General features: G+C 64.1%; 22 protein-coding genes, 2 tRNA genes and 1 pseudogene. 9 read left to right on the top strand and 16 right to left on the bottom strand.

Annotated elements, in window-relative coordinates:
• Positions 1-10 precede the first annotated feature (10 nt).
• Positions 11-1,294: a citrate synthase gene (gene gltA / locus V7P99_RS10015; protein ID WP_333794690.1), complete on the bottom strand. Its 1,284-nt coding sequence runs from the start codon at positions 1,292-1,294 to the stop codon at positions 11-13.
• A gap of 185 nt (positions 1,295-1,479) precedes the next feature.
• Complete coding sequence (gene gltX, locus V7P99_RS10010) at positions 1,480-3,024, bottom strand: glutamate--tRNA ligase (RefSeq protein WP_333794669.1); 1,545 nt, start codon at positions 3,022-3,024, stop codon at positions 1,480-1,482.
• A gap of 110 nt (positions 3,025-3,134) precedes the next feature.
• Between gltX and V7P99_RS10005 the strand changes: the two genes are divergently transcribed.
• The gene (locus V7P99_RS10005) at positions 3,135-5,318 is read left to right on the top strand and encodes a ComEC/Rec2 family competence protein (RefSeq protein ID WP_333794668.1); all 2,184 of its coding nucleotides are present in this window, start codon (positions 3,135-3,137) and stop codon (positions 5,316-5,318) included.
• A gap of 195 nt (positions 5,319-5,513) precedes the next feature.
• Here V7P99_RS10005 and lexA read toward each other — a convergent pair whose 3' ends face one another.
• Together lexA and V7P99_RS09995 are read right to left on the bottom strand one after the other, a co-directional pair.
• The gene (lexA, locus tag V7P99_RS10000; protein WP_333794667.1) at positions 5,514-6,242 is read right to left on the bottom strand and encodes a transcriptional repressor LexA; all 729 of its coding nucleotides are present in this window, start codon (positions 6,240-6,242) and stop codon (positions 5,514-5,516) included.
• 334 nt (positions 6,243-6,576) lie between these two features.
• Entirely contained in the window at positions 6,577-7,572 is a 996-nt protein-coding gene (locus V7P99_RS09995; RefSeq protein WP_333794666.1) for an MBL fold metallo-hydrolase, read from the bottom strand.
• 65 nt (positions 7,573-7,637) lie between these two features.
• Between V7P99_RS09995 and V7P99_RS09990 the strand changes: the two genes are divergently transcribed.
• Positions 7,638-8,492: a helix-turn-helix transcriptional regulator gene (locus tag V7P99_RS09990; RefSeq protein WP_333794665.1), complete on the top strand. Its 855-nt coding sequence runs from the start codon at positions 7,638-7,640 to the stop codon at positions 8,490-8,492.
• Here the strand turns inward: V7P99_RS09990 and V7P99_RS09985 are convergent.
• Together V7P99_RS09985 and V7P99_RS09980 are read right to left on the bottom strand one after the other, a co-directional pair.
• On the bottom strand, positions 8,479-9,858 hold the full coding sequence (locus V7P99_RS09985; RefSeq protein WP_333794664.1) for an AtzE family amidohydrolase: 1,380 nt from the start codon (positions 9,856-9,858) through the stop codon (positions 8,479-8,481). The two genes, V7P99_RS09990 and V7P99_RS09985, sit on opposite strands and share 14 nt — an antisense overlap.
• Positions 9,855-10,049 (bottom strand): DUF4089 domain-containing protein, encoded by a 195-nt coding sequence (locus tag V7P99_RS09980; RefSeq protein WP_333794663.1) that lies wholly within the window; start codon positions 10,047-10,049, stop codon positions 9,855-9,857. Before V7P99_RS09980 ends, V7P99_RS09985 begins: the two co-directional genes overlap by 4 nt.
• A gap of 102 nt (positions 10,050-10,151) precedes the next feature.
• Between V7P99_RS09980 and V7P99_RS09975 the strand changes: the two genes are divergently transcribed.
• A complete protein-coding gene (locus V7P99_RS09975) occupies positions 10,152-11,069 on the top strand; it encodes a pirin family protein (protein WP_333794662.1) in 918 nt (305 codons plus the stop codon).
• A 110-nt stretch (positions 11,070-11,179) separates the two neighbouring features.
• A complete protein-coding gene (locus V7P99_RS09970) occupies positions 11,180-11,554 on the top strand; it encodes a phasin family protein (RefSeq protein ID WP_333794661.1) in 375 nt (124 codons plus the stop codon).
• A gap of 116 nt (positions 11,555-11,670) precedes the next feature.
• On the opposite strand, the gene V7P99_RS09965 is transcribed toward V7P99_RS09970, so the two are convergent.
• Positions 11,671-11,747, bottom strand: a tRNA-Pro gene (locus V7P99_RS09965).
• 211 nt (positions 11,748-11,958) lie between these two features.
• Between V7P99_RS09965 and V7P99_RS09960 the strand changes: the two genes are divergently transcribed.
• Positions 11,959-12,033, top strand: a tRNA-Gln gene (locus tag V7P99_RS09960).
• A gap of 131 nt (positions 12,034-12,164) precedes the next feature.
• Here the strand turns inward: V7P99_RS09960 and V7P99_RS09955 are convergent.
• Positions 12,165-12,431, bottom strand: coding sequence for a hypothetical protein (locus V7P99_RS09955; RefSeq protein ID WP_333794660.1), 267 nt, complete (start codon positions 12,429-12,431; stop codon positions 12,165-12,167).
• A gap of 207 nt (positions 12,432-12,638) precedes the next feature.
• On the opposite strand from V7P99_RS09955, the gene V7P99_RS09950 reads away from it, so the two are divergent.
• On the top strand, positions 12,639-13,742 hold the full coding sequence (locus V7P99_RS09950; RefSeq protein ID WP_333794659.1) for a DUF1236 domain-containing protein: 1,104 nt from the start codon (positions 12,639-12,641) through the stop codon (positions 13,740-13,742).
• Positions 13,743-14,001: 259 nt separating this feature from the next.
• Positions 14,002-15,276, top strand: a complete 1,275-nt coding sequence (locus V7P99_RS09945; protein WP_333794658.1) for an ABC transporter substrate-binding protein — start codon at positions 14,002-14,004, stop codon at positions 15,274-15,276.
• Positions 15,277-15,294: 18 nt separating this feature from the next.
• On the opposite strand, the gene V7P99_RS09940 is transcribed toward V7P99_RS09945, so the two are convergent.
• Positions 15,295-16,071, bottom strand: a complete 777-nt coding sequence (locus V7P99_RS09940; RefSeq protein ID WP_333794657.1) for a FadR/GntR family transcriptional regulator — start codon at positions 16,069-16,071, stop codon at positions 15,295-15,297.
• Positions 16,072-16,655: 584 nt separating this feature from the next.
• Here V7P99_RS09940 and V7P99_RS09935 point away from each other — a divergent pair.
• Positions 16,656-18,845 (top strand): oxidoreductase, encoded by a 2,190-nt coding sequence (locus V7P99_RS09935; RefSeq protein WP_333794656.1) that lies wholly within the window; start codon positions 16,656-16,658, stop codon positions 18,843-18,845.
• A gap of 544 nt (positions 18,846-19,389) precedes the next feature.
• Here V7P99_RS09935 and V7P99_RS09930 read toward each other — a convergent pair.
• The 7 genes and pseudogenes from V7P99_RS09930 to V7P99_RS09900 form a co-directional block, all read right to left on the bottom strand.
• The gene (locus V7P99_RS09930; protein ID WP_333794655.1) at positions 19,390-20,421 is read right to left on the bottom strand and encodes a branched-chain amino acid ABC transporter permease; all 1,032 of its coding nucleotides are present in this window, start codon (positions 20,419-20,421) and stop codon (positions 19,390-19,392) included.
• Positions 20,414-21,280 carry a branched-chain amino acid ABC transporter permease gene (locus tag V7P99_RS09925; RefSeq protein ID WP_333794654.1) on the bottom strand — a complete coding sequence of 289 codons (867 nt, stop codon included), beginning with the start codon at positions 21,278-21,280 and terminating at the stop codon, positions 20,414-20,416. Before V7P99_RS09925 ends, V7P99_RS09930 begins: the two co-directional genes overlap by 8 nt.
• A gap of 77 nt (positions 21,281-21,357) precedes the next feature.
• Positions 21,358-22,656, bottom strand: coding sequence for an ABC transporter substrate-binding protein (locus V7P99_RS09920; protein ID WP_333794653.1), 1,299 nt, complete (start codon positions 22,654-22,656; stop codon positions 21,358-21,360).
• A 124-nt stretch (positions 22,657-22,780) separates the two neighbouring features.
• The gene (locus tag V7P99_RS09915) at positions 22,781-23,404 is read right to left on the bottom strand and encodes a hypothetical protein (RefSeq protein WP_333794652.1); all 624 of its coding nucleotides are present in this window, start codon (positions 23,402-23,404) and stop codon (positions 22,781-22,783) included.
• Positions 23,394-24,098: an ABC transporter ATP-binding protein gene (locus V7P99_RS09910; RefSeq protein WP_333794689.1), complete on the bottom strand. Its 705-nt coding sequence runs from the start codon at positions 24,096-24,098 to the stop codon at positions 23,394-23,396. The genes V7P99_RS09915 and V7P99_RS09910 overlap by 11 nt, the downstream gene beginning before the upstream one ends.
• Positions 24,091-24,381 (bottom strand): hypothetical protein, encoded by a 291-nt coding sequence (locus V7P99_RS09905; protein ID WP_333794651.1) that lies wholly within the window; start codon positions 24,379-24,381, stop codon positions 24,091-24,093. Before V7P99_RS09905 ends, V7P99_RS09910 begins: the two co-directional genes overlap by 8 nt.
• A 6-nt stretch (positions 24,382-24,387) precedes the next feature.
• Positions 24,388-24,756 (bottom strand): annotated as a pseudogene (locus V7P99_RS09900) (ATP-binding cassette domain-containing protein); the annotation flags it as partial.
• A 341-nt stretch (positions 24,757-25,097) separates the two neighbouring features.
• On the opposite strand from V7P99_RS09900, the gene V7P99_RS09895 reads away from it, so the two are divergent.
• Positions 25,098-25,299 (top strand): hypothetical protein (locus V7P99_RS09895; protein WP_333794650.1); only part of this gene is annotated, 202 nt, incomplete at its 3' end.

The following is a 25,299-nucleotide window of genomic DNA, read 5'->3' as shown; positions in this document are numbered from 1 at the left end:
TCCGGGAGACTCACTCGGCCGGCTTCGGGAACGGTCGGCGTGCAGGTCCGATGTAGAGCTGGCGCGGGCGGCCGATGCGCTGCTCGGGATCCACGATCATCTCCTTCCACTGCGCGATCCAGCCGACGGTGCGCGCCACCGCGAACAGCACGGTGAACATCGACACCGGGAAACCCATCGCGCGCAGCGTGATGCCGGAATAGAAATCGATGTTGGGATAGAGCTTCTTCTCGATGAAGTACTCGTCCTCGAGTGCGATCCGCTCGAGCTCCATCGCCACCTTGAGCAGCGGCTCGTTGCGCTTGTCGAGCTCGTCGAGCACCTGGTGGGCGGTCTTCTGCATTACCTTGGCGCGCGGATCGTAGTTCTTGTAGACGCGGTGGCCGAAGCCCATCAGGCGGAAGCCCGAGGATTTGTCCTTGGCCTTCTCGATGTACTCGGGGATGCGATCGACGGTGCCGATCTCCTCGAGCATGTTGAGCGCCGCTTCATTGGCACCCCCGTGCGCCGGCCCCCAGAGACACGCGATGCCGGCCGCGATGCACGCGAACGGGTTGGCGCCCGAGGAGCCGGCAAGGCGCACCGTCGAGGTGGATGCGTTCTGCTCATGATCGGCGTGCAGGATGAAGATACGGTCGAGTGCGCGGGCCACCACCGGATTGACGATGTAAGGCTCGCACGGCACCGAGAAGCACATCTGCAGGAAGTTCGACGTGTAGTCGAGATCGTTCCTCGGATAGATGAACGGCTGGCCGATCGAATACTTGTACGCCATGGCCGCAATGGTCGGCATCTTGGCGACCATGCGGTGGCTGGCGGTCTCGCGCTGCTTCGGATCGTTGATGTCGGTCGAGTCGTGATAGAACGACGACAGCGCACCGACCACCGCCACCATGACCGACATAGGATGCGCATCGCGGCGGAACCCGCTGAAGAAGCGCGTCATCTGCTCGTGCACCATGGTGTGCCGCGTGATGGTGCGCCGGAAGACGCGGAACTCGTCGTTGGTCGGCAGCTCACCGTGCAGCAGCAGGTAGCACGTAGCGAGGAAGTTTGAATTCTCCGCCAACTCGTCGATGGAGTAGCCGCGATAGAGCAGCTCTCCCTTGTCGCCGTCGATATAGGTGATCGACGACGAGCAGTTCGCGGTCGAGGTGAACCCCGGATCGTAAGAGAAGCAGCCCGTATCGCGGTACACGTGCCCGATGTCGATGACGTCCGGACCGATGGTTCCGCGTCGCACCTCGAGAGGCACCCTGTTCCCGTCGAGGACGAGTTCTGCCTGACGGGTCATGCCTGTGCCTGGTGGTGAGGTGTCATGCACGCTCATGCCGCTTCTCCTCTTGGGGCAGGTGCCGGATTGCGTCCGATCTTGGCGAACAGCCCGCCATGGCCGGCCGCGGGGATTGTTGCTGCGCCGCAGTATAGCGGATACGCCGTTCCACGGAACGATGAAATGGCAAGCGTTTTACGAAAGCGTTAGCCAATTTGCTCGCCCACGCGGGCGAGCGCCTCTTCGCGCCCGAGAACTGCCATGACATCGAATACGGGAGGTGACACCGTACGCCCTGTCAGCGCCGAGCGCAGCGGCTGTGCGACCTTGCCGAGCTTGGTGCCGGTTTCTTCCGCATAGCCGCGCACCAGCGTCTCGAGCGCTGTCGCCGTCCAATCCTGTGAAGCCTCGAGCCGCGGCAGCAGCGCCGCAAGGGTCGCCTTGCCATCGCCGTCGAGAAGCTTCTGCGCCTTGTCGTCGAGCTTGAGCGGGCGTTCGGCGACGAGGAAGAGCGCCTGGCCGATGAGCTCGGCCAGCGTCTTCGCGCGCTCCTTGAGCGCCGGAAGGGCGGCAGCGAGCTTGTCCCAGCCGTGCTCCTCGAAGCGCTGTGCGAGATCGGCGCCGGAAGCGAGGCTCGGCACTTGTTTTCCGACCTCGTGCGCCAGCGCGACATCGGAGCGCGGCGGCTCCTTGGGATCGAGCGCGAGAGAGCGGAGCGCGGCGAAGTCGAGATGCGGGAGAAGATCCTGGATCGCCTTCAGGAGCTCAGGGTCTGCCGTACGGCGCAGATAGTGGCCGTTGAGATCGTCGAGCTTCTTGAAGTCGAAGCGCGCCGGGCTCTTGTTGATGGCGTCGATGTCGAACCAACGGATGAGATCGTCAGTCGCGATGATCTCGTCGTCGCCATGGCTCCAGCCGAGCCGCACGAGATAGTTGCGCAGCGCTTCGGGCAGATACCCCATGGCGCGATAGTCCTCGATGCCTTGCGCGCCGTGGCGTTTGGAGAGCTTCGCGCCATCCGCACCGTGAATGAGAGGCACATGCGCCCACTGCGGCACCGGCCAGTCCATGGCGCGGTAGATCTGCGTCTGGCGCGCCGTGTTCGTGAGATGATCGACGCCGCGGATCACATGGGTGACGCCCATGTCGTGGTCGTCCACCACCACTGCGAGATTGTACGTCGGGCTGCCGTCGCTCCTCAGGATGATGAGGTCGTCAAGCTCCTTGTTCTGGAACACGACGCGGCCCTGCACATGATCCTCGACCACGGTCTCGCCTTCGCGCGGCGCCTTGAGCCGCACGGCGAACGGCGCGCCTGCGGGCGCCTCCTCGGGAGCCCGGTCGCGCCACGGCGATTGCACGGTGAAGGGCCGCTTCTGCGCTTCTGCTTCCTTGCGCATGGCATCGATCTCGGCCGGCGTCATGAAGCAGCGATAGGCAGTGCCGGCCTCGAGCAGCGTCATCGCCACCTCATGGTGGCGGCTTGCGCGGGAAAACTGCGAGACGGGTTCTCCGTCCCACGCGAGGCCGAGCCAGGAAAGACCGTCGAGAATGGCGGCGACGGCCGCGGGATTGTTGCGCTCGCGGTCCGTGTCCTCGATGCGCAGGAGGAATTTGCCCCCCTTGGCCTTGGCGTAGAGCCAATTGAAAAGCGCCGTACGGGCGCCGCCGATGTGCAGATAGCCGGTAGGCGAGGGGGCGAAGCGCACGACGACTCGTGCTCCGTCCTCGCTCCGTTGCGTGTCCGTCATGAGAGATCAGGGCTCGTATTCCGAAGGTTCGGCCCGCCATGTAGCATGCCAGGGCGCCCCGAGGCCAGATCTCGGGAAAAAGTTGAACGCGGGGGGAAAGCGTGGACCTCATGGGCGACAGCGCCGTGCGCGGGGGCCGATGGCCGGCGCCACTGCGCGTGCTCGCCGGGTGCCTTCTCGGTGGCGGACTGATCGCGGGGCAACTCGAGCGGGAGCGCGCACGCTGGTTCGTCTGGCTGCCCGTGGCATTTGGCATTGGTATCGCGGCCTATTTCTCGCTCATGACCGAGCCGGACACCTGGATGGCGCTCGCCGTGCCGCTCATCTCCGGCGGCCTGCTGGCGGCCGGTCCGGCGAGCGGAATCCTTCGTCTGGCGATATCGGTGCTTTTTGCCGCGTCGCTCGGATTCGCAGCCGCCAAGGTGCGCACGGAAATGACGCGGGCGCCCGTGCTCGCCCGAGATCTTCCGCGCGCCGACATTCAGGGTATGGTCGAGATGATCGAGCCCCGCGCCGCCCGCGGAGAGCGCCTCACGATCCGTGTCACGGCGATTGCGGGCCTTGCCCCCGAAGCGCGGCCGGCGGTGGTTCGTGTGCGTACGATGACGTCCCATCCGGACCTCAAGCCGGGCGACAGCGTGCGCCTCATCGCGACGCTGCGCCCACCCGCTATTCCGGCGCTTCCCGGCGGCTACGACTTTGCGCGCTGGGCCTGGTTCCAGGGCATCGGGGCCACAGGCTTTGCCGTGCAGGCTCCGAAGATCGTTGCGACAGCCGACAAAGGAAGCCTGCAGCAGAGGGCACGGGCCGCCCTCCAGCGCCTGCGCCGCGCTATCGGTGAGCGGGTGACAACGGCGTTGCCGGGCGAAACGGGGGCCATCGCCGTCTCTCTGATCACGGGCGAGCGCGGCGCCATCACGGACGCCACGAACGATGCCTACCGCGACTCAGGCCTCGTCCATATTCTGTCGATCTCGGGCCTGCACATGGCCATCATGGCCGGCGCCGTATTTCTCTCGCTCCGCCTGCTTCTCGCCGCCGTTCCGGCCGTGGCGCTGCGCTATCCCATCAAGAAATGGGCAGCCGGGGCGGCGCTCGTCGGTGGATTTTGCTATCTCCTGATCTCAGGCGGCTCGATCGCCACGCTCCGGGCCTTCGTCATGGTGACGATCATGTTTGTCGCCGTCATGCTCGACCGGCAGGCGATCGCCATGCGCAACGTCGCCATCGCGGCGCTGGTCGTGCTCCTTCTGATGCCCGAGAGCCTGCTCGACGCCGGGTTCCAGATGTCGTTCGCGGCCGTCGTCGCGCTAATTTCCGCCTACGAGGCCGTCCGCGCCCGCGCCGAGACGCAGGGCCGTAGCGTACTCCGCTCGGTGGCGTTCTTCTTCGGTGGCATCGTGGCCTCGACGATCATTGCCAGCCTCGCGGTGGCCCCATTCGGGATCTTCCATTTCCAAGTCAGCCAGCAGTATGCGCTGATCGCGAACCTGATCGCGCTTCCGATCTGCGATCTTGTGGTGATGCCGGGAGCGCTGATGGCGCTTGTGCTGATGCCGTTCGGACTCGAGCCTTTGGCGCTTTGGGCCATGGGGCTCGGCATCGATCTCATGACTGCGACCGCCTACTGGGTGGCGAGCCTGCCCGGCGCGGTCCTCCATGTCCCTGAGATACCGGCCGCGAGCTTCGGGTTCCTGATCGCCGGCGGGCTGTGGCTCACGCTGTGGCAGACGCGCTGGCGTCTCCTCGGCGTCGCTGCCATAGGCGCGGGCTTGGCCCTCGCAGGTGGCGGCGAGCGTCCCGACATCCTGGCCGGTCGGGGCGGGGCGCTCGTGGCCGCACGTGGGCCCGATGGACGCCTCGCCGCCACCGGCACGCGCTCCGGAAACTTCGATCTCTCGCGCTGGCTTCAGCATGACGGAGACGGACGCCGGCCGCGCGAAGCCTTGCGCGGCCGTCTTTTCCGTTGTGATGGCACCGGCTGCGTTGGCGAGACGAAGGGCACACGCGTCGCGGTTTCGCGTCATGCGGCCGCCCTCGCCGAGGACTGCCGCCGGTCTCCCGTCGTGATCACCGAGTTGCGGCCGCCCCCGGGATGCGCGCCGGCTCTCGCCCTCATCGACCGCAGGGCCCTTCTGCGTAACGGCGCGCATGCCATCCGCCTCGTGCGGGATGATGACGGAACAATACGCGCGGCGCATATCGAAACAGTACGAGATCGCCGCGGCACACGCCCTTGGACCCAGCCGCCCGCTCAGCTGCGCCCGCAAGTCTCCGGCCGGGCTTCACGTTGATGGCTGTGACCGGTGACAGCCGTTCCGGTCCACGCGGACTCGAGGAACGGCTCTAAGTGTTTTTTGGCCCAATCGTCACCGGAAAACGGTTCCCGTTTTTCCGGAAGCGCTCTGGCGAAGGGCAAGGACTACGGAGCAGAGACGCCACGGCGCCGAACCATAGCCATACTCACTTGCGCGACAGACAGGCCGCGATCAATAGCGGCGGATGAGTCCCACGAGCCGCCCCTGAATGTCGACCTGATCGGGGCCGAAGATCCGCGTCTTGAACTCGGGGTTCGCCGCTTCCAGCGCCAGCGTCGAGCCTCTCTTGCGCAGCCGCTTGAGCGTTGCCTCCTCCTGCTCGACGAGCGCCACCACGATGTCTCCATTCTCTGCCGTGTCGCAGCGGCGGATGATGACCGTATCGCCGTCATGAATGCCGGCTTCGATCATCGAATCGCCCTTAACCTCGAGTGCGAAGTGCTCGCCGTTGGTGAGGAGATCCGGCGGGCAGGCGATATCGTGCGTGTGGTTCTGGATGGCCGAGATCGGAACGCCCGCCGCGATCCGGCCCATCACCGGCACCGACACGGTGCGGCTGTCGAGCATGTGCGAGGGGGGCGCAATGATGTTGCGCGCCTTCGCGCCCTCGATGACGCTTGGCTGAAACCCGATGCGCCGCTGGGGCTCGCCGCCGCTGGTCGCCGCGGCCGCCGAAACGGTGGCGCTTTCGGGCAACTTCAGGACCTCGATCGCGCGCGCCCGATGGGGCAGCCGGCGGATGAAACCCCGCTCGACGAGTGCCGTGATCAGCCTGTGAATGCCTGACTTGCTCTTCAGGCTGAGCGCATCCTTCATTTCGTCGAAGGATGGCGGCACGCCGTCAGCCTGCATGCGCTCATGGATAAAAAGCAGCAGCTCTTTCTGCTTCGAAGTGAGCATTTTGCCTCCGTGCCTGCACCGGTCGTCGGGGCGCCGGATGAATGGATTTTGGTACCCTCGAACAGCGCGGCCGCGCACAGGGCCGCTATTCGGTTGAGTCTCACGCAGATGGCGGACGATCAGCAATCTGCTGATGACGCTGTTCCCAGGAACGAGCGAGACTCACCAAAACAAATCGTGAATGTACCCTAATCGTTCCCTCAAGGTTCCGCAAGTCCGAATGGCCGATCACCAAACGGACTTGCGCGCGCACGCAGCGTTTCGCGGAGGCAGGTGCAATCGCGCTGCGTGCAGGATGGGGGTGTGCGCCGTAGCAGCGCCCGTCGTCGCCGCGTCAGGGGCTAAGCTGATAGCTGTGCGGGAGCCACCGATAGCTGCCCGCACCTGCCCGCTCAACATAGCCGACCGACGGAAACGGCATGTGATACCCGATGACCGGGAGGCGGTCGGTGGCGACCTTGTCGTAGATGCGTTTTCGCGTCACGGCGCTTTGCTCGGGGTCGATGTCGAACACGCAGTGCCAGTCTGGCCGCGCCAGCGAGGCGACCTGATGGTGGGCGCAATCGCCCCAGAAGTAGATGGCCGCGCCATCGCTCTCGATCAGGAAGTTGAGATGGCCGGGCGTGTGCCCGTAGGCCTCGATGGCGCGAATGCCGGGCACAACCTCGTCGCCGGGCTTGACGAACGTGAATCGCTCCAGCACCGGCTTCGTGTTGGCGTGGAACACCGCGGCCATGCCTGCGAGATCGCCGCTGTGCTTATCCTCCGGGGCCCAGAAATCGTATTCGATCTGGCCCATGATATAACGAGCGTTGGGGAAGAGCGGCTTGCCGCCCTCCATGATGCCGCCGACGTGATCGGGGTGCCCGTGGCTGAGCACCACGACGTCAATGTCCTCGGGCTTGAAGCCGGCTGGTGCGAGATTGGCGGCGAGCCACCCGCCATCAGGGCGCTTCACGAAGCCGTTCTCGCCGTTGCCAGTGTCGAACAGCACGATCTCGCGCCCGGTGTTGACCAGCGTCGGCGAGAAGCCCGGCTGATAGCGCCCCTCCGGCAGCAAGTTGTCGCGCATTAGCCGCCGCACATCCTCCTCCGCGGCGTTGCCGCCGATGAGCGGGAAGGGACCATCGATGAACGCCTCCGAATCCGCAATCGTCGTCACTTCGAAGCTGCCGACCCTGTAGCGCCAGTGTCGCGGCTGCCAGCTGCCGAGCAGCGGCGCGGCCGCATGGGCCGGTAAGGCGAGACCGGGCACGAGCGGAGCGGCTGCGGCTGCCGCCGCGGCAGCGAGAACGGAGCGGCGGCTCGGCCGAAGATCGTGGATGGACATTGAGATGATGGCTCCCCGTTTGCTATGCGTAAGGGCTGACGTTAGCGGTTGGAGGCGGTTCGCGCTTGTACGAACGTGTTGCCAGATGCGCCGGGGCGCGTGCGGATCCCTCCGCTTCCGACCCCGCGGCCGGGCCGCTTCCCGTCTGGCATCTCGATGCTGGCCGGTCGCTGTTCGCCGGGCCGCTCGGCTACAACGCCCCGCATGCCCACAGCGTGCCCGTCTATCTCGCCGGCCTCTACGCACCGTTCCGGCTCCGGATCGCGGGCGGCGCGTGGCGACCCTGCCGGACGGCCGTCATCCCGGCAGGCCGTGCCTACGAATTCGACGCTGCTGACGAGCCGCTGGCGGTGCTCTATCTCGAGCCGGATGAAGCCGGCGTTCACGCGCTCGCCCCGCTCGTTGCGGGCTCCGAGGAGTGCGATGGAGCGCTGATTGGCGGCAAGGGCGAGATCGCGCCGATCCGCGAGATCTACGAGGCGCGGGACAGCGCCGGTTGGACGAGCGCCGCCATCGACAGCCTTCTGACGTTTGCGAAGACGGGAAGAGAACACGCCCTTGATCCGCGCATCGCATGCGCGGTGGCATCGTTGGCGTCCGCCTCGGAGGACGAGGCTGGCGTGATGCACATGGCGGGCAAGGCGGGCCTATCGCCATCGCGTTTCCAGCACCTCTTCACGCGCGAGATCGGCGTTCCTTTCCGCCGCTTCCGCACGTGGCAGCGCCTCCGGACGGCCATCGGATGGATCGTCGCCGGCCATAGCTTTACGGACGCCGCCCATCGCGCCGGATTTTTCGATCAGGCGCATTTCGCGCGGGCCTTCCGGCAGGCCTTCGGCGCACCGCCGTCGCCGAGCCTGCGCCGCGTGCGGCGCGCACCGTTGAGCCCCGCGCTCTCCGGCGAGGCTACGCCGCGTTGAGGCCGGCTGCTTCGAGCGCGGCAGCGACGCGCAGGCAATGATCCTCACGCCACGGAGCCGCGATCACCTGCACGCCATAGGGCATCGCGCCTGGAGCGCGCACTGGGACGGCCGCAACTGGCAGGCCGACAAACGAGATCGGCTGAGTGTAGATGCCCATGTGCGCGCGCAGCGGCACGTCCTTGCCGCCGATAGAGATCGTCTTCTGGCCGATCCGCGGCGCGCTCGTCGGCGCGGCCGGGGCGAGGATGACGTCCCAGCTCGCGAACAGGTCGGCCATCGCCGCCTCGAATACGCGCCGGAAGCGCTGTGCCGCGACATACCAGGATGCGGGCAGCATGGCGCCGGCGAGGAAGCGGTCACGCGTATCGGGATCGAAATCGGCCGGGCATGCGCGCAGCCTTTCGAGATGAAGCGCGCTGCCTTCCGCGTTGGTGATCAGGAATGCGGCGGCGCGGGCCTCGGCGGCGCGCGGGATATCCACCTCGTCATCGGCGTCGAGGGCTTTCGCCGCGCGATCGAGCGCCGCCAGGGCGCCCGGCTCTGCGTCGGCGCGGAAGTAGCCGCCCGCCACCGCGATGCGCAGGCCATCCCGTCCCTTGGCGATCTCGGATCCCAGCATTTCGATCGGGCGCCGCGCGCATACGGGATCCGAAGCATCGTGACCCTGAAGGACGTCGTAGACGAGCGCGAGGTCGGCGACGGAGCGTGCGAAGGGCCCGAGATGGTCGAGGCTGTCACAGAACGGAAAGGTGCCGGTGCGTGGCAGGCGGCCGTAGGTCGGTTTCAGGCCATAGAGGCCGCAGAAGGCCGCCGGCACCCGGATCGAGCCGTTGGTGTCCGAGCCGAGCGAAATTGGCACGAAGCCCGCTGCCACCGCTGCTGCCGAGCCGCCCGAGGAGCCGCCCGCCATGCGCGATGGGTCGAGCGGATTGCGTGACGGGCCATAGTGCGCGTTCTCGCCCGTGAAGTCGTAGGCATATTCGCCCATGTTGAGCGCGCCGAGCAGCACGGCTCCCGCGGCCCGCATTCGCTGGACGAGGAGCGCGTCCTCGATGGCAGGCGGATAGGTGGCATTGATCTTCGATCCGGCCCGGGTCGGAAGGCCGGTGACACCGAAGAGGTTCTTCACCGCATAGGGCACGCCCAGGAGCGGACCGAGCGGCTCGCCCGCGTCCCGCGCGCGATCGACGGCATCCGCTTCGGAAAGCGCCCGCTCACGCGTGATGTCGGTGAAGGCGCCGATCTCGCCGTCGCGGGCGTCTATGGCCGCGAGCGCGGCCTGTGCAACGTCTTTGGCTGACGCATCCCCGCGCGTCACAGCCTGGGCGATCTCGCGCGCCCCTCTTAGCGCGGCAGGGGTCATTCGGTGCAACGGGGCGTGAAGATCGGCGCGGCCTCTGAGATGGTTGCCGCTCCAGTGCCTTCGACGAGGCCGGCCATGGTACGCGCAACCTGAAGAAACGCTGCCACGTTCGGCTTCCACTCGGGTGCGATATCGAGGCCGAGGTTGGCGGCCGCACTATCGATCCAAGCGGTCAAATCTTCATTCGTCATGTCGTCTTGTGGTCTCCGCATCAGGGTCCTATCTGTCGCCACGGTAGCCTGGGGCGGGGGTCAGGCAAGAGGGAACATTGGCGCGCCCGGAGGAGCATCCCCATGAGCTGGCAGCCTTGTGACGATCCGAAGCCCGGCGACGCGGCCGCGTGCGATGCGATCGAGCAGATCATCGTGCCGCGTGCGCGCGACATCGGCGGTTTCGCTGTGCGCCGCGCCCTGCCTGCCGCGGGCAAGCAGATGGTCGGTCCGTTCATTTTCTTCGATCAGATGGGACCGGCGGAATTCCTGATCCGCAACGGCATCGATGTGCGCCCGCATCCCCACATCGGCCTTGCGACCGTCACTTACCTTTTTGCCGGCGAGCTGATGCATCGTGATAGTCTCGGCACCGAGCGCGCAATCAAGCCTGGCGAGCTAAATCTCATGTCGGCCGGCAGCGGCATCGTCCATTCCGAGCGTTCGACCATGGAGGCACGCGCTGCGCTCTCGAGCCTCTACGGCATCCAGGCTTGGGCGGCGCTTCCCAAGTCGCATGAGGAGGGCGCGCCCGCGTTCACCCATTACGACGCGGCGGCTCTTCCCCGTATAACAGGGGAGGGCAAGAGGGTTCGCCTCGTCATGGGCTCCCTTTATGGAGCCCGCTCGCCCGCCGAATTTCCGCACGATTGCTTCTATGCCGAGGCGGTCCTGGCCCCTGGCGCCGTGTTGCCGCTCGATCCCGAGTATGACGAGCGGGCCGTCTATATCGCATCGGGAGAGATCGACATCGCCGGCGATGTGTTCGGTGCAGGCCGCCTTCTGGTCTTCCGCCCCGGCGATCGCATCTCGATCCTCGCCACATCCGCGGCCCGTCTGATGCTGCTTGGCGGCGAACCGATGGACGGACCGCGCCACATCTGGTGGAACTTCGTTTCCTCATCGAAAGACCGCATCAGGGCGGCCAAGGCCGACTGGAAGGCGCGCCGATTCTCTCCGGTTCCAACCGATGCAGAGGAATTCATCCCGCTTCCCGAGTGACCTAGTCCATGACGCCTGAGCCGGCCTCTGAAGAAGCCGGTATGCGCGGGGGCCATTAGGCGTTACCAATAAGAGGTCCCCCCGACGTGGAGCCAAAGCCGGAGAAGCTCATGTCCCAGAATCCATTCGAAATTCCCCAGCAGGTGCGCGATCTCGCCGAGAAGAACGTCGACCAGGCCCGGGCGGCCTATGGCCAGTTCATGGATGCGATGACGCAGGCGATGAGCTTTTGGACCAAGTCTCTGCCGGCCAACGACATGTCGGCGGGCTTCAGGGCGGTGCAGGATCGCGCCACCAAGTTCGCGAAGCAGAATGCGGAGGCGGCCTTCGCGTTGGCGAGCGATCTCGCGAGCGCCAAGGACATCCCCGAAATCCTGGCCCACCAGAGCCGCTTTGCGCAGCAGCAGATGCAAGCCTATGCCCTGCAGGCCCAGGAGCTTGGCCGACTGGTTGGGGAAGCGATGCAGACCATGCAGAAGAAGTAGGGGTGCTGTTGACCTGATCCGCGCGGGCTGCAAAGCCCGCGCCGCCACGGAATTAAGTCTCCCGCGGTCTGCGTGCCAAATTGTCGGCTGATACGTTCCGTGCCGATTGAGGACATTGGTCGGAGCGGGGAGATTCGAACTCCCGACCCCTTGCTCCCGAAGCAAGTGCGCTACCAGGCTGCGCTACGCTCCGCCCGACTGAATGTCCTCGACGGCTTAAAGAAGCCCCCGGCTGCTGAGTGGGGCCGGGGGACGAGGCGGACTTATAGCGACCGCGCCGGGAGAGGGCAAGCGACCGTTGCGCTTTTTCTTTGCCGTCGTCCGGCGTCAAGCGGAGAACACCCGTGACGCAGCCGAGCCGACTTGCGAGCCCGCGCGACAGCGTGTAGGACGGCCCTTTCCATTGGGGCGTAGCCAAGTGGTAAGGCAGCGGATTTTGATTCCGCCATGCGGAGGTTCGAACCCTCCCGCCCCAGCCAGCCATTGCAGGGACCGAGGCCAAAAGGCCACCATCCCCCCACCTGGCGGCCTTCTGTTCCTACTTTCGCTTCATCATTGCAGCGGCGAGACCCCGTGCGGCGCCCGCCAACCTCATTCACGCAGCGGCGGCTTACTCCGCGGGTTCGGTCCGGGGTGGTTCAAAGCGGGCGTCGGCGCAATAGTCGCCGTTCCAGTATTTGAACGTGCCGCAGTCGTCCGGTCTGGTTTCCGTCCAACCATAAACCCGAGTTCCGACAGCAAGATCAGGATCCGGATCTGCATAAAGATCGGGGGAGTCCACGTACGTGTCATCCTCATCCACGATGTAGGCGTCCTGGGCGAAGGCCAAGGTGGATGTGGCGCTCATGGCCACGAGGGCGATTGCTACGGCTTTCATGATCATCGCTTCCCTGTAAGGCGGATAACGCCCCGACCTCGGTCGCACAACGTATGCCGGCGACGAGCGTTCCACATGCCGCCGGAGCGAAGGAGCCGCCTCGCGTGCGTCTGGAAACGAACATGGAACCCGCCTGGCTCTCGCCCGCTTAGGGAACAATCCCGTTGTGCCGGCCAGCGGATGAAGTGCGGATAAAAAAGGAGCTCGATGATGAAGCTGCAATCATTCGGCCTCGTGGCCGCTTGGCTGCTGGCCGGAACGCTCTGCGTATCGGCGCAGGACATGAACGATAAACAAAAATCCGGATCGCAAGACCTTGAGCGCGCGCCCGCTAGCGACGCGGCGCCGACGGAACACTCCCGCGATGGTGCCCGCGGGGAACGCGAAGGAATGCCCACTGATGCGAGCGAACGCAAAGCCCAAGAGAAATCAGACCAGGGAAATCGACGAGTCGACTCCGAAAAATCCGATCGGACGAGACGTCACGAACCTGGCCAGAAACATAGTGACGAACGGCCGGATCGTGCGGCCGAGCGCAGCAATGACAAGTCTGATGCGAAGTCTACGCGCGACGCTGAAACACGAGATCGCAAGAATGCTGACCGTTCCGACCGCGATGGTAAGAACGACGCCCAGCGGAAGGACGAGCGGCGCACAGGCGAATCAAAGAACGAAGCCGAATCCAAAGGTGAGGCGCGAAAGCGGGCTTCGGAGAAGGGCGACGCGGGCGAGAGAAAGGGTGAGGCCAAGAATGTCCAGCTCTCGGGCGAGAAACGCGACCGTGTGCAATCGGCATTCCGCTCCGATCACGATCTGAAGCATGAGACAAAGGTCGACATCGACATCCGTGTTGGCGCTCATGCGCCGCGCGGATGGGCGTTTGCGCCCATTCCCGCTGCCGTGATCGCGATTGTGCCGGAGTATCGCGGCTATCTGGTCGCCTATGTCGAGGACGACTATGTGATCTGCGATCCGGATACGTATGAGATCGTTGCTGTTCTTCCGGCGTCGGGCGGCAGGACCCACGCTAGCGACACGCGTGGTGGCGGCGCTTGCGCCGCGGATCTCACACTGAGCGACGGAGATCGAACCGCCATTCTCCAGTCCGTCCGGATCATGGATGAGGTGGACGTCTCTGGCGTGGCGGTCGGCTGGGATGTGCCCCACGATATCAAGCTGCAGGCGTTCCCCAATCCTGTGGTCGAGCGTGTGGGTAAGCTCGGCGCCTGCCGCTATTTCGTTGTTGAGGATCAGATCGCGATCGTTGATCCTGACGACGACAAGGTCGTTCTCCTGCTTGAGCAGGATTGAACAATAGAAAGGTCCCATAAAGCGTGGGGCCTTTCTTTATGCCTTATGGTTGGGGCGATGGCCCGGATGGCCCGGCGTGTTTCTGTGGCCGGTCGCGCCGGAGGATGATAAAGGTCGCTCAAGCGCTGAAGCGGTGCGGGCGCGGCCTTTGATCGCCGGTTCAAAGAGGTGTGCACGACGATTGAGACCCCGCTCCCTTGATGGGCATCATGTCACCACCGGATCAGGCTCACCTGCTCGATAAGTGCGACCCAGCCCCATGCGATTCAGAAGCCCGCTCACCTCCACCCTGTCGCTCGTCCTTCCTCGCCAGTCCGTAGCCCAAAAGGGTGTTTTGCATGTCGGCTTTCTTGCCCCCCTCTCGGGGCCACTGAAATCCTGGGGCGAGCCGGGCTATCATGGCTGCATCATATGGAAGGAATGGCTCAACGCCCGCGGCGGCCTCAAGGTCGGCGACCGGCACTACGCGGTGGACATCATTCCGTTCGATACGGAATTCAACCACGAGAAGGCGCTCGAGGGCGCTCGCCGTCTTTACGTAGACCACGACATCCAGTTGCTCATCATGCTCGGGGCGCGGGATTTCTCGCGTCCGCTCCGGGATTTCATCAACGAGCGCAAATCGCTCGTGACGACGCTTTTTCCGAGCGATCTTTCGCCCGATGCGCGCACGCTTCTGGCGCCCTGCGAGGTTCATCCGATCTACAACGTAACGGGTGTCTCCTGGCTTGCTCGCAGCGACCCTTCGCTCCAGACCTATGCGTTGTGCACCCAGAACGATGCGCAGACCCTGCCGTCCATCGCGACCTACCGCGCGGCGTTCGAGGCTGAAGGGATCCGCTGTGTTGGAGAGCGGTTCTTCCCCGTCGAGACCACGGATTTCTCATCCATCGTCGCCGATCTTCTCGCGCGGAAGCCGGACATCCTCTGCCTGGACACTGCCTATACGCCCTTCGTCCACGCCATCACGATCGAGGCCTTCCGCCACGGTTTTACAGGGCGTATCATCTCCTGCACCTGCGACGACTACCCGGAGCTCGTAAGAAAAACGAGCCCGGAATTCATGAGCAGGTTCGTCTTCCAGTTCCCAGATTTCGACGATCCGCTGCTCGCTGCGCCGAGAATAAATTTCGCCGATCCCCGGAGGTTTTACGAGGAGTTCTGCAGGCGCTTTCCTGGAACGTGGAGCGCCGTGTCGTGGGAATACGCATCCATCCTCGAAATGTGGAAATCGGCGGTCGTGCGTGCGCGCACGTGCGACCCGCAAACGGTCCTGGCCATGATGAAGGTCGGAGGCAGGGGCAAGCATGTGTTCGGCGAGGCGCATTGGTGGGGGCGCGAGCTGTTCGGCGTCGACAATGCTCTCGTCGGCGACTGGCCGGTCGTCGTAATCCGGGATGGCCGGGCCCGCATCGTGGAGTTCGGGTCGACGCTCGACTGGTGGGAGCGGAACGGCCCGATACTCATTCGGCACATGCGCGCCCTCGGCCTCATGTGGGACCAGCGCGAGCAGAGGCTCGTGTCGAGCCGCTAGAGTGCTTACGCCCTGCGATCACGAGCTCAGTAGGTCGTCCTGGTAGCTCACGATGATGAGCTTCATGAATTCCACCGCACTTTCGATGTCGCGATTGGCCAGAGCCTGGTAGATCGACCGGAACCTCGCTTGGCACTCGGCAATTCGCTCCGGCGTCAGCGTCTGGACGCGCGTCATGCACCATTGCGGCTGGCGCCTCACCATCGTGATGATCCGGTAGATGGTGATCATGAGGCGGTTATGCGTTCCTTCCGCAATCGCCGTCATGAACAGCTTCTCCTTCTCGGCAAACAGCTCGGCGTCCGTCACGATGCTCTCGATCTCCTCCAAAATGGAATGGAGATCCTCGAGGTCGCGGACCGACATGTAGAGGGCGGCGAGCCTGACCATCTCGGGCTCGAGAATCGAGCACATCACGTTCATTTCAAATGGCGAGGCCGACTTGATGATCGAGTTGACGTCGGCCACGTAGCTTGACTGCGCGTGCATGCCGTTTCGAACCTCGGGCCTCTGCGGGGAGGCGCGATAGGTGACGAAGGTGCCGCTGTTGGGGCGTCTTTTCACGACGTCGTACGTTTCGAGAAAATCGATCGCCTGGCGAATGACCAGCCGCGAGACCTTGAGCTCGTTGGCGAGTTCGCGCTCCGCGGAGAGGCGCGTGCCGTAGGAGTATTGGCCGGCCAGGATCTGATTGAATATCTCGCACGCGGCAACCTTCACGCGCCCCTTGATCAGCGGATGATTGTGGGTGTCCTGCTCCCACGGGGGAGCATCGTTCGCGCTGTCGTGAGCCATGTTTGTCATCCCTCCCTGACTTCGATGACGGTTGCGCGCCGGCTCTCTGACGGAGTCTGACGCGGAAAACGACGGCCCTTTGCTCTCACGTGTGTGGGGCCGTCATTGTGCTCCTCCTCCGAACTTGGTCCAGCTTTCGGCGTGGGCTCCCTTGCACCTGGCTTGCCCGTGCCGCTGAGCGGAGACGGATGCAGTGTCCGTTCTCTTGCACGTCAATCCCCACGCCTCGGCGGTTGCTGGCCGGCGCTGGGTCCGCCGGTTTCCATCCTCGCTGCACTGCCAAAATAAATCAGCCAATGTACAAATCAATACCATAATGAACCATATTAGACCCATTATAAGCCGCTGATACTGCGAGGAGGCTTGCGCCGATTTGGGTGCCATATGTATCGAAGATACTGATCTTGCGCCGCAAAATCACATCATTTTCCTCCTAAAAAGTTTTGCCAGTATAAAAAAGAAGGTTGCGCAAGCCAATTCCTTAGAACTATAAAATAAAAAATAACACAATAATGGACCAAAATGGTTCGCAATGGTCCATTTTGCGCAAAAACATAATTCCATAGCAGTCGGGAGGATTCTAAATGGCGAGAAACCCAAAACACGACATTCTCTTTGAGCCGATCCAGATCGGCCCTAAGACAATGAAAAATCGCTTTTATCAGGTGCCCCATTGCATCGGCGCTGGGTCCGAGAAGCCGGGTACGCAGGCCGGCCACCGCGGCATGAAAGCCGAGGGCGGCTGGGGCGCGGTGTGCACCGAATACTGCTCCATTTCACCGGAATCAGATGACTGCCACCGCGTCTCGGCCCGCATCTGGGACGAGGGCGACGTCATCAATCTCCGGCATATGACCGACAGCCTGCATAAGCATGGCGCGCTCGCCGGCATCGAGCTTTGGTACGGCGGTGCCCACGCGCCGTGCATGGAATCGCGCGCCGTTCCCTACGGTCCCTCGGCCCAGGCCTCCGAGTTCGAATACCTGAGCTACTGCCATGAGGCCGATGTCGACGACATCAACCACCTGCAGAACCTCTACGTCGAAGCAGCCAAGCGCGCCGTGCGGGCCGGATTCGACATCGTCTACGTCTATGGCGCACACAGCTACCTGCCGCTGCAGTTCCTCTCCAAATTCTACAACAAGCGCACGGATGGCTACGGCGGCTCGTTCGAGAACCGCGCCCGCTTCTGGATCGAGACCCTGGGTAAGGTGAAGGCCGCCGTCGGCCACGAGGCGGCGATCGCCGCGCGCTTTGCTGTCGACACGCTGTATGGCGTCGATGGCGTCGAAGCTCTCGACGAGGGCGTGAAGTTCGTCGAGTTGGCGGGCCGCGAGGGTGTCGTAGATCTTTGGGATCTCAACGTCGGCGATATCGCAGAATGGGGCGAGGACGCCGGTCCCTCTCGCTTCTACAAGGCGGGCCACCAGCGCAATTGGACGGACGGCGCCAAGAAGGCGGCCAAGGTGCCGGTTCTCGGCGTCAGCCGTGAGACGAGCCCGGACGACATGGCGGCCCGCATCCACGAGGGCCGGCTCGACATTCTCGGTTTCGCCCGGCCGTCGATCGCCGATCCCTTCATTCCAAGCAAGATTGAGCAAGGCCGTTACGAGGACATCCGCGAGTGCATCGGCTGCAACGTGTGCATCTCCCGCTGGGAGATCGGCGGCCCGCCGATGATCTGCACGCAAAACGCCACTGCCAACGAAGAGTATCGCCGCGGCTGGCATCCCGAAAAGTTTACGAAGACCCCATCCAAGAGCTCGGTCCTCGTTGTCGGCGCGGGTCCGGCCGGTATGGAGTGCGCGCGCGTGCTCGGTGAGCGCGGCTACGACGTGCACCTGCGCGAGGCGGAGGGTGAAATCGGCGGGCGTATCCGCAAGGTCGTGAAGTATCCGGGCCTTGCCGAGTGGGGTCGCGTCGTAACCTACCGTCAGGTGCAGCTCGACAAGCTTAAGAACGTGGACGTGCATGTCGGTGTCGGCAAGATGACCGCCGACCAGATCCTCGATTACGGTGCCGACAAGGTGGTGCTGGCGACGGGGTCTCATTGGGCAACCAACGGCAACAACTTCGTCAATCACTCGCCGGTTGCGGGCATCGATGCGTCGCTGCCATACGTCTGCACGCCCGAGCAACTCCTGATGGAGAACAAGCCGGTCGGCGACAACGTCCTCGTCATCGACGGAGACGGCTACTTCACCGGCGTCTCGCTCGCCGAGTACCTTGCCGACCGAGGCAAGAAGGTGAAGATCCTGACGGCTCTTGGCGGTATCGCTCCCTACACGCACTTCACGCTCGAGGCCCCGAACCTGCATCGCATGATGTACGAGAAGGGAATTCACGAGATCACGAGCCACTGGCTGGAGAAAGTGGAGCCGGGCAAGGCGACCGCCTACTATCTCTACCGCGATGGCTACAAGCGCAACGCAGGGCCGAAGACTGGCGATCTGCCGCGTCGCGCCGGGACGGATGTGGTCGAGTTGCCGTTCGACACCATCGTCGTGGCGACGGGCCGCATCTGCAACGACAGCCTCTGGCGCGAGCTCTCCGCTCGCCGGTCCGAGTGGGAGAAGAAGGAAGTGCAGGCGATCTATCAGGCCGGCGACTGCTACGCGCCGGGGCTGATCGCACAGGCCATCTTCGAAGGTCACCGCATTGCCCGGGAATTCGAATCCAAGAACCCGCAGCGGGCGCAGCCGTGGATCCGCGAGCGTCAGGTCTGGGGTCACGAGACCTTCCCCAAGATCACGGATCGCGAAGTCATCGGCTAAATATTCGTGCCGCGGAGTCCTTGGGCACCTGCCTGAGGCCTCCCCCTCCTTCTCCTTCCGGTACGAACTGGAGCACGGTCGCACATGCGGCCGTGCTCTTTCTTTTTTGCGAGCCTGAGCAGGAAGGGGTGCGGGATCAAAAGGCGCGTTGCTCGCGCCGGTCGCAACTTGGCTTGGGCTGTTAGAGTACGTCCGGAAAAGTGGGATCCGGTCATGGCGGAGCCATGCAAGCTAGGTGTCCGATAAGAAGCACGAAGAAGCAAAAAACTTAGAGCCGTTCCCCGATTCCACCTAAAGCGGAACGGCTCTGGAGCGGCCGCCACTCTTCCGGCGGCCGATGTGCAAACGGGCCAGCGCGCTATGAAAGAAACCTGCTCGCAGGCGACATCGGGAAATGCCCAACGAATGCAAAAGCGCGGCCCGTCGTAACGATCCGCGTTCGATGTCTGGGAGCATGCGATCCTCTCGGATCGAGAGGCGCTGGAGAGAGCGCCAGAGCCATTCCATCCGGCTTACGAGCCAGGGAGGAATGGCTCTGGTTTGGCTATGAGCGCGGTTCCGTCGCCGAGGCGGCCGGCGCGACCCCATTCTCGCTTGCGCTCCGCCCGCGCCAGGCCTCTTGAGCCCTGATGACAAGGCTCTCGAGCCCCTGCGGCAGGAACAGGATGGAGAGAATCAGGATACCGCCGTAGAGGAGCGGCCGGATCTGATCGGCACCGAGCGAGCGCAGGATGATCTCGTCGATGAAGGTCAGGATGACCACACCGAGGATCGGCCCATACCAGCGTGTCGTGCCCCCGACGATGGCCCAGATCAGCACGTAGACCATGGTGTCGACGTTGAACTGGTTGGGGTTCACGGTGACGAGGTAGTGCGCATAGAGCGCGCCCGCGAGTCCGGCGAAGAAGGACGCAATGACAAAGGCCAGCATCCGGTAACGGAAGGTATCGACGCCCACCGATTCCGCCAGCTTGTCCTGCCAGTGGATCGCATGGAACGTGAGCCCGATGCGCGATCTCTCGACCCGGTAGAGCACCCATAGCGAGACGAGTACGACGATGAGTGCCAAATAATAGTAGTTCGCGGGATCGAAGAAATCGATGCGCACGAACCCGAGATCGATTTCCGGAAAGCCCGGAATGCGCTGGATGCCCTTGGGCCCGCCGAAGGGGTCGGTGAAACGCTTCCACATGAGCCGGATCACTTCGCCGGCGGCGAACGAGCCGATCAGGAAGTAGAAGCCCTTCATGCGGAAGAGCGGGAAGCTCAGGAGGCCGGCCGTCGCGCCGGCCACCAGGGCGCCCGCGATCATGGCGATGGGCACCGGAAAGCCGAGGCTCTTCGCGCAAAGCGCGCTGCCGTAGGCGCCCACGCCCATCATCACCACGTGCGCGAGGGACCATTCGCCGGTGAGCGTCAAAAGCCTGTAACTCGCCACCACAAGAACGTTGATGGTGAGAAGAACCAGCAGCTCCTGTTGCGAGAAACTCAGGAGATGCGGCGCCGCGATGATGAGGGCCCCGAGCACGAGGATGGCAAGAAGGCCCATGGGGCCGATCGAGTTCTTCTCAAGCACGTTCCCGTACTCCGAAAAGGCCCTGCGGCTTGACGACGAGAACCGCGAGCATGAGCAAAAGACCGACGATGTTGGCGATGACGCCGTCGTAGAACGTCGTGACGAAGGTATGGACGAAGGCGTAGAGGATGGCGGCGACCACCGCACCCTCGAGACTTCCGATCCCGCCGACGATGATGATGATGAAGGCGGTGACGATCACGGTGTGCCCCATGTAGGGAGAGGGCGGCACGAGCGGCGCCGTTAGTGCACCCGCCACGCCGGCGAGGCCTGCGCCGATGAACATCGCGTAGCGCGCCGTCTGGTTGATCGAGATGCCTTGCAGCGTTGCGGCCTCCCGATCCTGTGCGCAGGCGCGGAGCGCCCAGCCGAACTTGCTGCGCCTGAGGAAGATCCAAAGCGATCCGAGGAGACCGATGGCGGCAACGATCACGAAAAGCCGCTCATAAGTGAGGAACGCGTCTCCCAAAGTTATGCCGCCCTGGGACACCGGCGGGATGTGCTGGTTGCGAAGCCCGAAACCCAGGACGGCGAGCGACTGCATCATCAGCAGGAAGCCGATTGAAGCGATCAGCCCACCTAGCGGGTTTGTTCGCAGAGGCTGGAAGAGGGTGAGCTCCATCAGAATGCCGAGGCACCCGACGAAGACGAGGCCCGCCGCGATGGCGACGAGAAATGGCCAGCCGAAGCCCGCATAGAGGAAGACGACGGTATAGGCGCCTGCCATGTAGAGCTCGCCATGGGCGAAATTGATGACGCCCATGACGCCGAAAATCAGCACGAGGCCGACGGCGATCAGCGCCATGTAGCTTGCGGCGTAGGACGCATTGAAGACAGTTTGAAGTAGGAAACCTGACATCGGCGCTTCTTATCGCTCCCCGTTTGCAGCCATGGATCAGGAGAGGCCGGATACGCGTACCCGGCCCCGGGCGCCGCTCAGGTGCGCTGGCTCCACATCTGGCCGAGATCGGTCATGTGCTTCACCATCAGCTCGCTGTTCTTGTCCCACCAGTCCGTGATGGAGCGGAACTCGGCAATGGTCGCCTTGCCGTCGCGGATCACCACCACGGGCCATTCGCCGACGAGCGCGTTGTCGATGCCGAACAGTTCCTTGCCCCACCAGCGCGCTTCGCCGAAGGCGTGTTTGCCCTTGCCGCCCTCCTTCATGGCGGCGAGGACGGCGGCCGGCTCGACGCTGCCGGCCCGTTGTGCCGCGTCCGCCCACAGGTCGAGGATCGACGAGTATTCCCACGACACGGCCGACCATTCGGTGGCGCCATAGCGCTTCACGTATTCGGCGTAGAACTTGTTCGGTTCGCGGAAGTTGATGCGCGGATCGTTGAGAGCTGGATCGTCGAAGTCGGGGAACTGGAAGATCACGCCTTCCATGAACTCCTTCGACGTCCGCTCGACGAGCCGCTGGTAGAAGTCGAGCGTGCAGGAGATGATCTGCCCCTTGTAGCCCTGCTGAAAGGCCTGCTCGATGAGCGGGTGCACGTAGTCGGCATAGCAGGTGTCGAGACACAGAATGTCCGGCTTGTTGGCCAGGAGCTGCGTCATCACCGGGGCGAAGTCCTTCGTGTCGGGATCGAAGAACAGCGGCGGGCTCGCCATCTTGATGCCGGCAGCCTCGAAGGCCGCGAGATAGGTGGCGACCGACGGCTTGCCGAGCGCGTCGTCCTGCGCGCAGACGACGGCTGTCTTGAGCTCCGGCTTGTTGGCGGCGAGCCAGTCGACGCCGGTGACGTTATAGATCGGATGCACCTCGCAGGGCGCGATAAGGGACTTGGTGTCCGGAGAAAGATCGCTCGGGAGCAGCGTCGAGAACAGCATGCCCTGGCGTGCGGAGATCTCCTCGACGCCGGGCCAGGAGTTGCCGCCGAGCATCATGATGAACTTGACATCGTTCTCGCGGATGAGCTTGGTGGCGCCGACGCGTGCCTTGCCCGCGTCGTCCTCGTCGTCGTAGGAGACCATCTCGACCTTGTAGGCTTTGCCGCCGATCTCGAGGCCGCCCGCGGCGTTCACCCAGTCGGCCCAGATGTGGCAGCCGTCGAGGCCCGGTTTGCCCCATGCCGCGACAGGGCCGGTGAGGGGGGCGAGAAAGCCGATTTTGACGACGTCTTGCGCCGCCAGCGACACCCGTGGAAAGCCGACCACCGGCAGCAGCGCCGAGACGGCGGTGCTGGCAAGCAGCGACCTTCTGCTTATTTGGAACTTGGTTTCAGTCGTCATCGCAGTTTCCTCCGCTAGTGCGCGGGTCTTGCGTATGGAGATGTTCGTCTCCGGCGTTCCCGCTGCTTTATGATTGTCGTTTTCAGAACAAGGCCTGCACGCGCGTTCGTCTTTCCTCCCCGTCTCAGCGCAGGCCTGCGTTGTCTTCCGGACGTGGAGCACCGTGAGCTGGCCTTGCGGCCAGGAGGACGAATGCGGCGAGCAGCCGTCCCCCGTCGTCGAGGTTTGTCGGGCGCTCGCGCGTCCAATGCGCGATGCGCTCGCGCGCCTCGGCCCGTTCGATCACCACCGGCGTCTCCACCCTTGCGAGGCATGTGCGCAGCTCGGAAAGCTGCCTTCGGTTCTCGTCGCGCCAGCGTTCGGCGTAGGTCGCGCGGTGGCGATATTCCATGCGCAGATGAAAGAGCGAGGAGCGCGCTCGTTGCGGCGGGCTCATTTTCTCGAGAGCGTCTTCGCAGTCCTGCCAGGCTTGCTTGGCGGCCCCTACGACGACATCGACGGCCGCGCTCGGGTCCGCGGCGGCCAGTGCGGCCGCCTGGCTGGTCAGGCTTGCGGCGAGCCGGGGATCGCCGGAGGCGAAGTAGGTGCGGGCCAGATAGAGCGCTTCGCGTATGGCCGCGAACGCGTCCTGCTCGCGGCCTTCGCCGAGATCTGAAAGCGCCTGCAGGCTCAGGCGCTCCCATTCGAGATCGGCGTCGCTCCAGCCGCCGGCGATCAATTCGCGGACGATCCGTGCCTCATCCTCCAAGGTAGGCCCTCCGCACATGATCGTTGGACCTGAGCTCCGCCGCCGCGCCCTCGAGCGCGATGCTGCCGATCTCGAGCACATAGGCGTAGGAGGCGAGCTTGAGCGCGAGGCCCGCGTTCTGCTCCACGAGGATGACCGGCACGCCGGCGGCGGAGATGTCGGAGATGATGCGCGCCATCTCCTGCACCATGACGGGCGAGAGGCCCATCGACGGCTCGTCGAGCAGGAGCAGCTTCGGCCCGGACATCATCGCGCGTCCGATGGCGACCATCTGCTGCTCGCCGCCCGACATGCTGCGCGCCCATTGGGTCCGCCGCTCTCTCAGGCGAGGGAAGCGCTCGAAGATGTTTTCGAGATCGCGCTCGATCCCGTCCGTGTCGGTGCGCAGGAACGCCCCGATGCGCAGGTTCTCCTCGACGGTGAGGTCGGGGAAGATGCGCCGCCCCTCGGGCACGTGCGCGATGCCGCGTGCGACGATCTTTTCGGGCGGCAGTTGATCGATGCGCTCGCCATTGAAGCGGATCTCGCCCTTGGACGGGCGCACGAGGCCGGAGATGCAGCGCAGCGTCGTGCTCTTGCCGGCCCCGTTGGCGCCGACGATGGTAACGATGCCGCCGGCCGGAACCGATATGCTCACGCCCTTGAGCGCCGCGACCTTCTGGTAGTGGACGTGGATGTCGTGGAACTCAAGCAGCATCGTCTTCACGTCCCAGATAGGCCTCGATCACGCGCTTGTCGGTCCGCACCTCGTCGGGGCACCCTTCCGTCAGGCGCTGTCCGAAGTTCATGACCGTGATCTGCTCGCACAATCCCATCACGGCCTGCATGTCGTGCTCGACCAGCATGACGGTGATGCCGTGCTCGTCGCGCACGCGCCGCACGTGCTGCATCATGCGGCGCGTCTCTTCGGGGTTCATGCCGGTGAACGGCTCGTCGAGCAGGATCAGCGTGGGCGCGGCCGCGAACGCCACAGCCATGCCGAGCGCACGCTGGTGCCCGTGTGGAAGCCGCGATGTGGGCTCGTCGGCGTAGGGCCCGAGATCGAACAGCTCGAGCGCTTCCTGAGCCCGCCGATTGGCCTCGCGCTCGAGAGCCGCATCGGAGCCTGTAATGCGCGAAAGGAGCCCGGACCGCGCGGCGCGATGGCACCCGATCCGGACGTTCTCGAAGACGCTAAACTCGTGAAAGAGCGTGGTGCCCTGGAAGGTGCGGACGAGGCCGCGCTGCGCGAGGTGGCTCGTTTTGACGCCCGAGACGTCCGCGCCCTCGTAGAAGATGCTTCCGCTTGTTGGTTTGTAATAGCCGCTGATCAGGCTGAACGTGGTTGTCTTGCCCGCCCCGTTCGGCCCGATCAGGCCATGGATGCTGTTGCGCCGAACGGAAAAGGAGAGATCGTCGACCGCAGTCAGGCCGCCGAATTTCCTCGTGACGTTGCGGAGCTCGAGAATGGGTGCCTCAGACAGTTTTTCCTCCCTTGCCGTATATTGAGCGATTGAGTTCGCTCTATTTCATTCGACGTATCGGGTGCCGCGCTCCTGGCTGCGGCCGTTATTTTTGTTGTGAAGGAGGGCGTTCGGCGAGCGCGAACGGCTGCGTCATGGTGCTTGGCGCGGCGTATGCGGAACGTGCGCCCAGTGCGTGCGAGCGCGCAGAGTGTCGGCCGGTCTTTCGGCCATCGGCACAGCTGAGAGCCATGACGCCGTCTCCCTCCCTAGAAACGCAGCTGCGTCCGGGCAAAGAGGACCTTGGCGGAAATGAGAAACCGCTCGGCCCACTTTTTATTGTTTCCGGAGAACCGTTTGGTTTTCCGGTGAAAGGCGGCAATGAAAATAATCGGATGAATAAAGAGACCAAATTCAACCGAAATGAACCATTGCGCTCCCTAACCTTTAATA

Source organism: Hyphomicrobium sp. (assembly GCF_036780825.1).
GTDB lineage: Bacteria > Pseudomonadota > Alphaproteobacteria > Rhizobiales > Hyphomicrobiaceae > Hyphomicrobium_C.
This window is presented reverse-complemented; position numbering and strand designations above follow the sequence as displayed.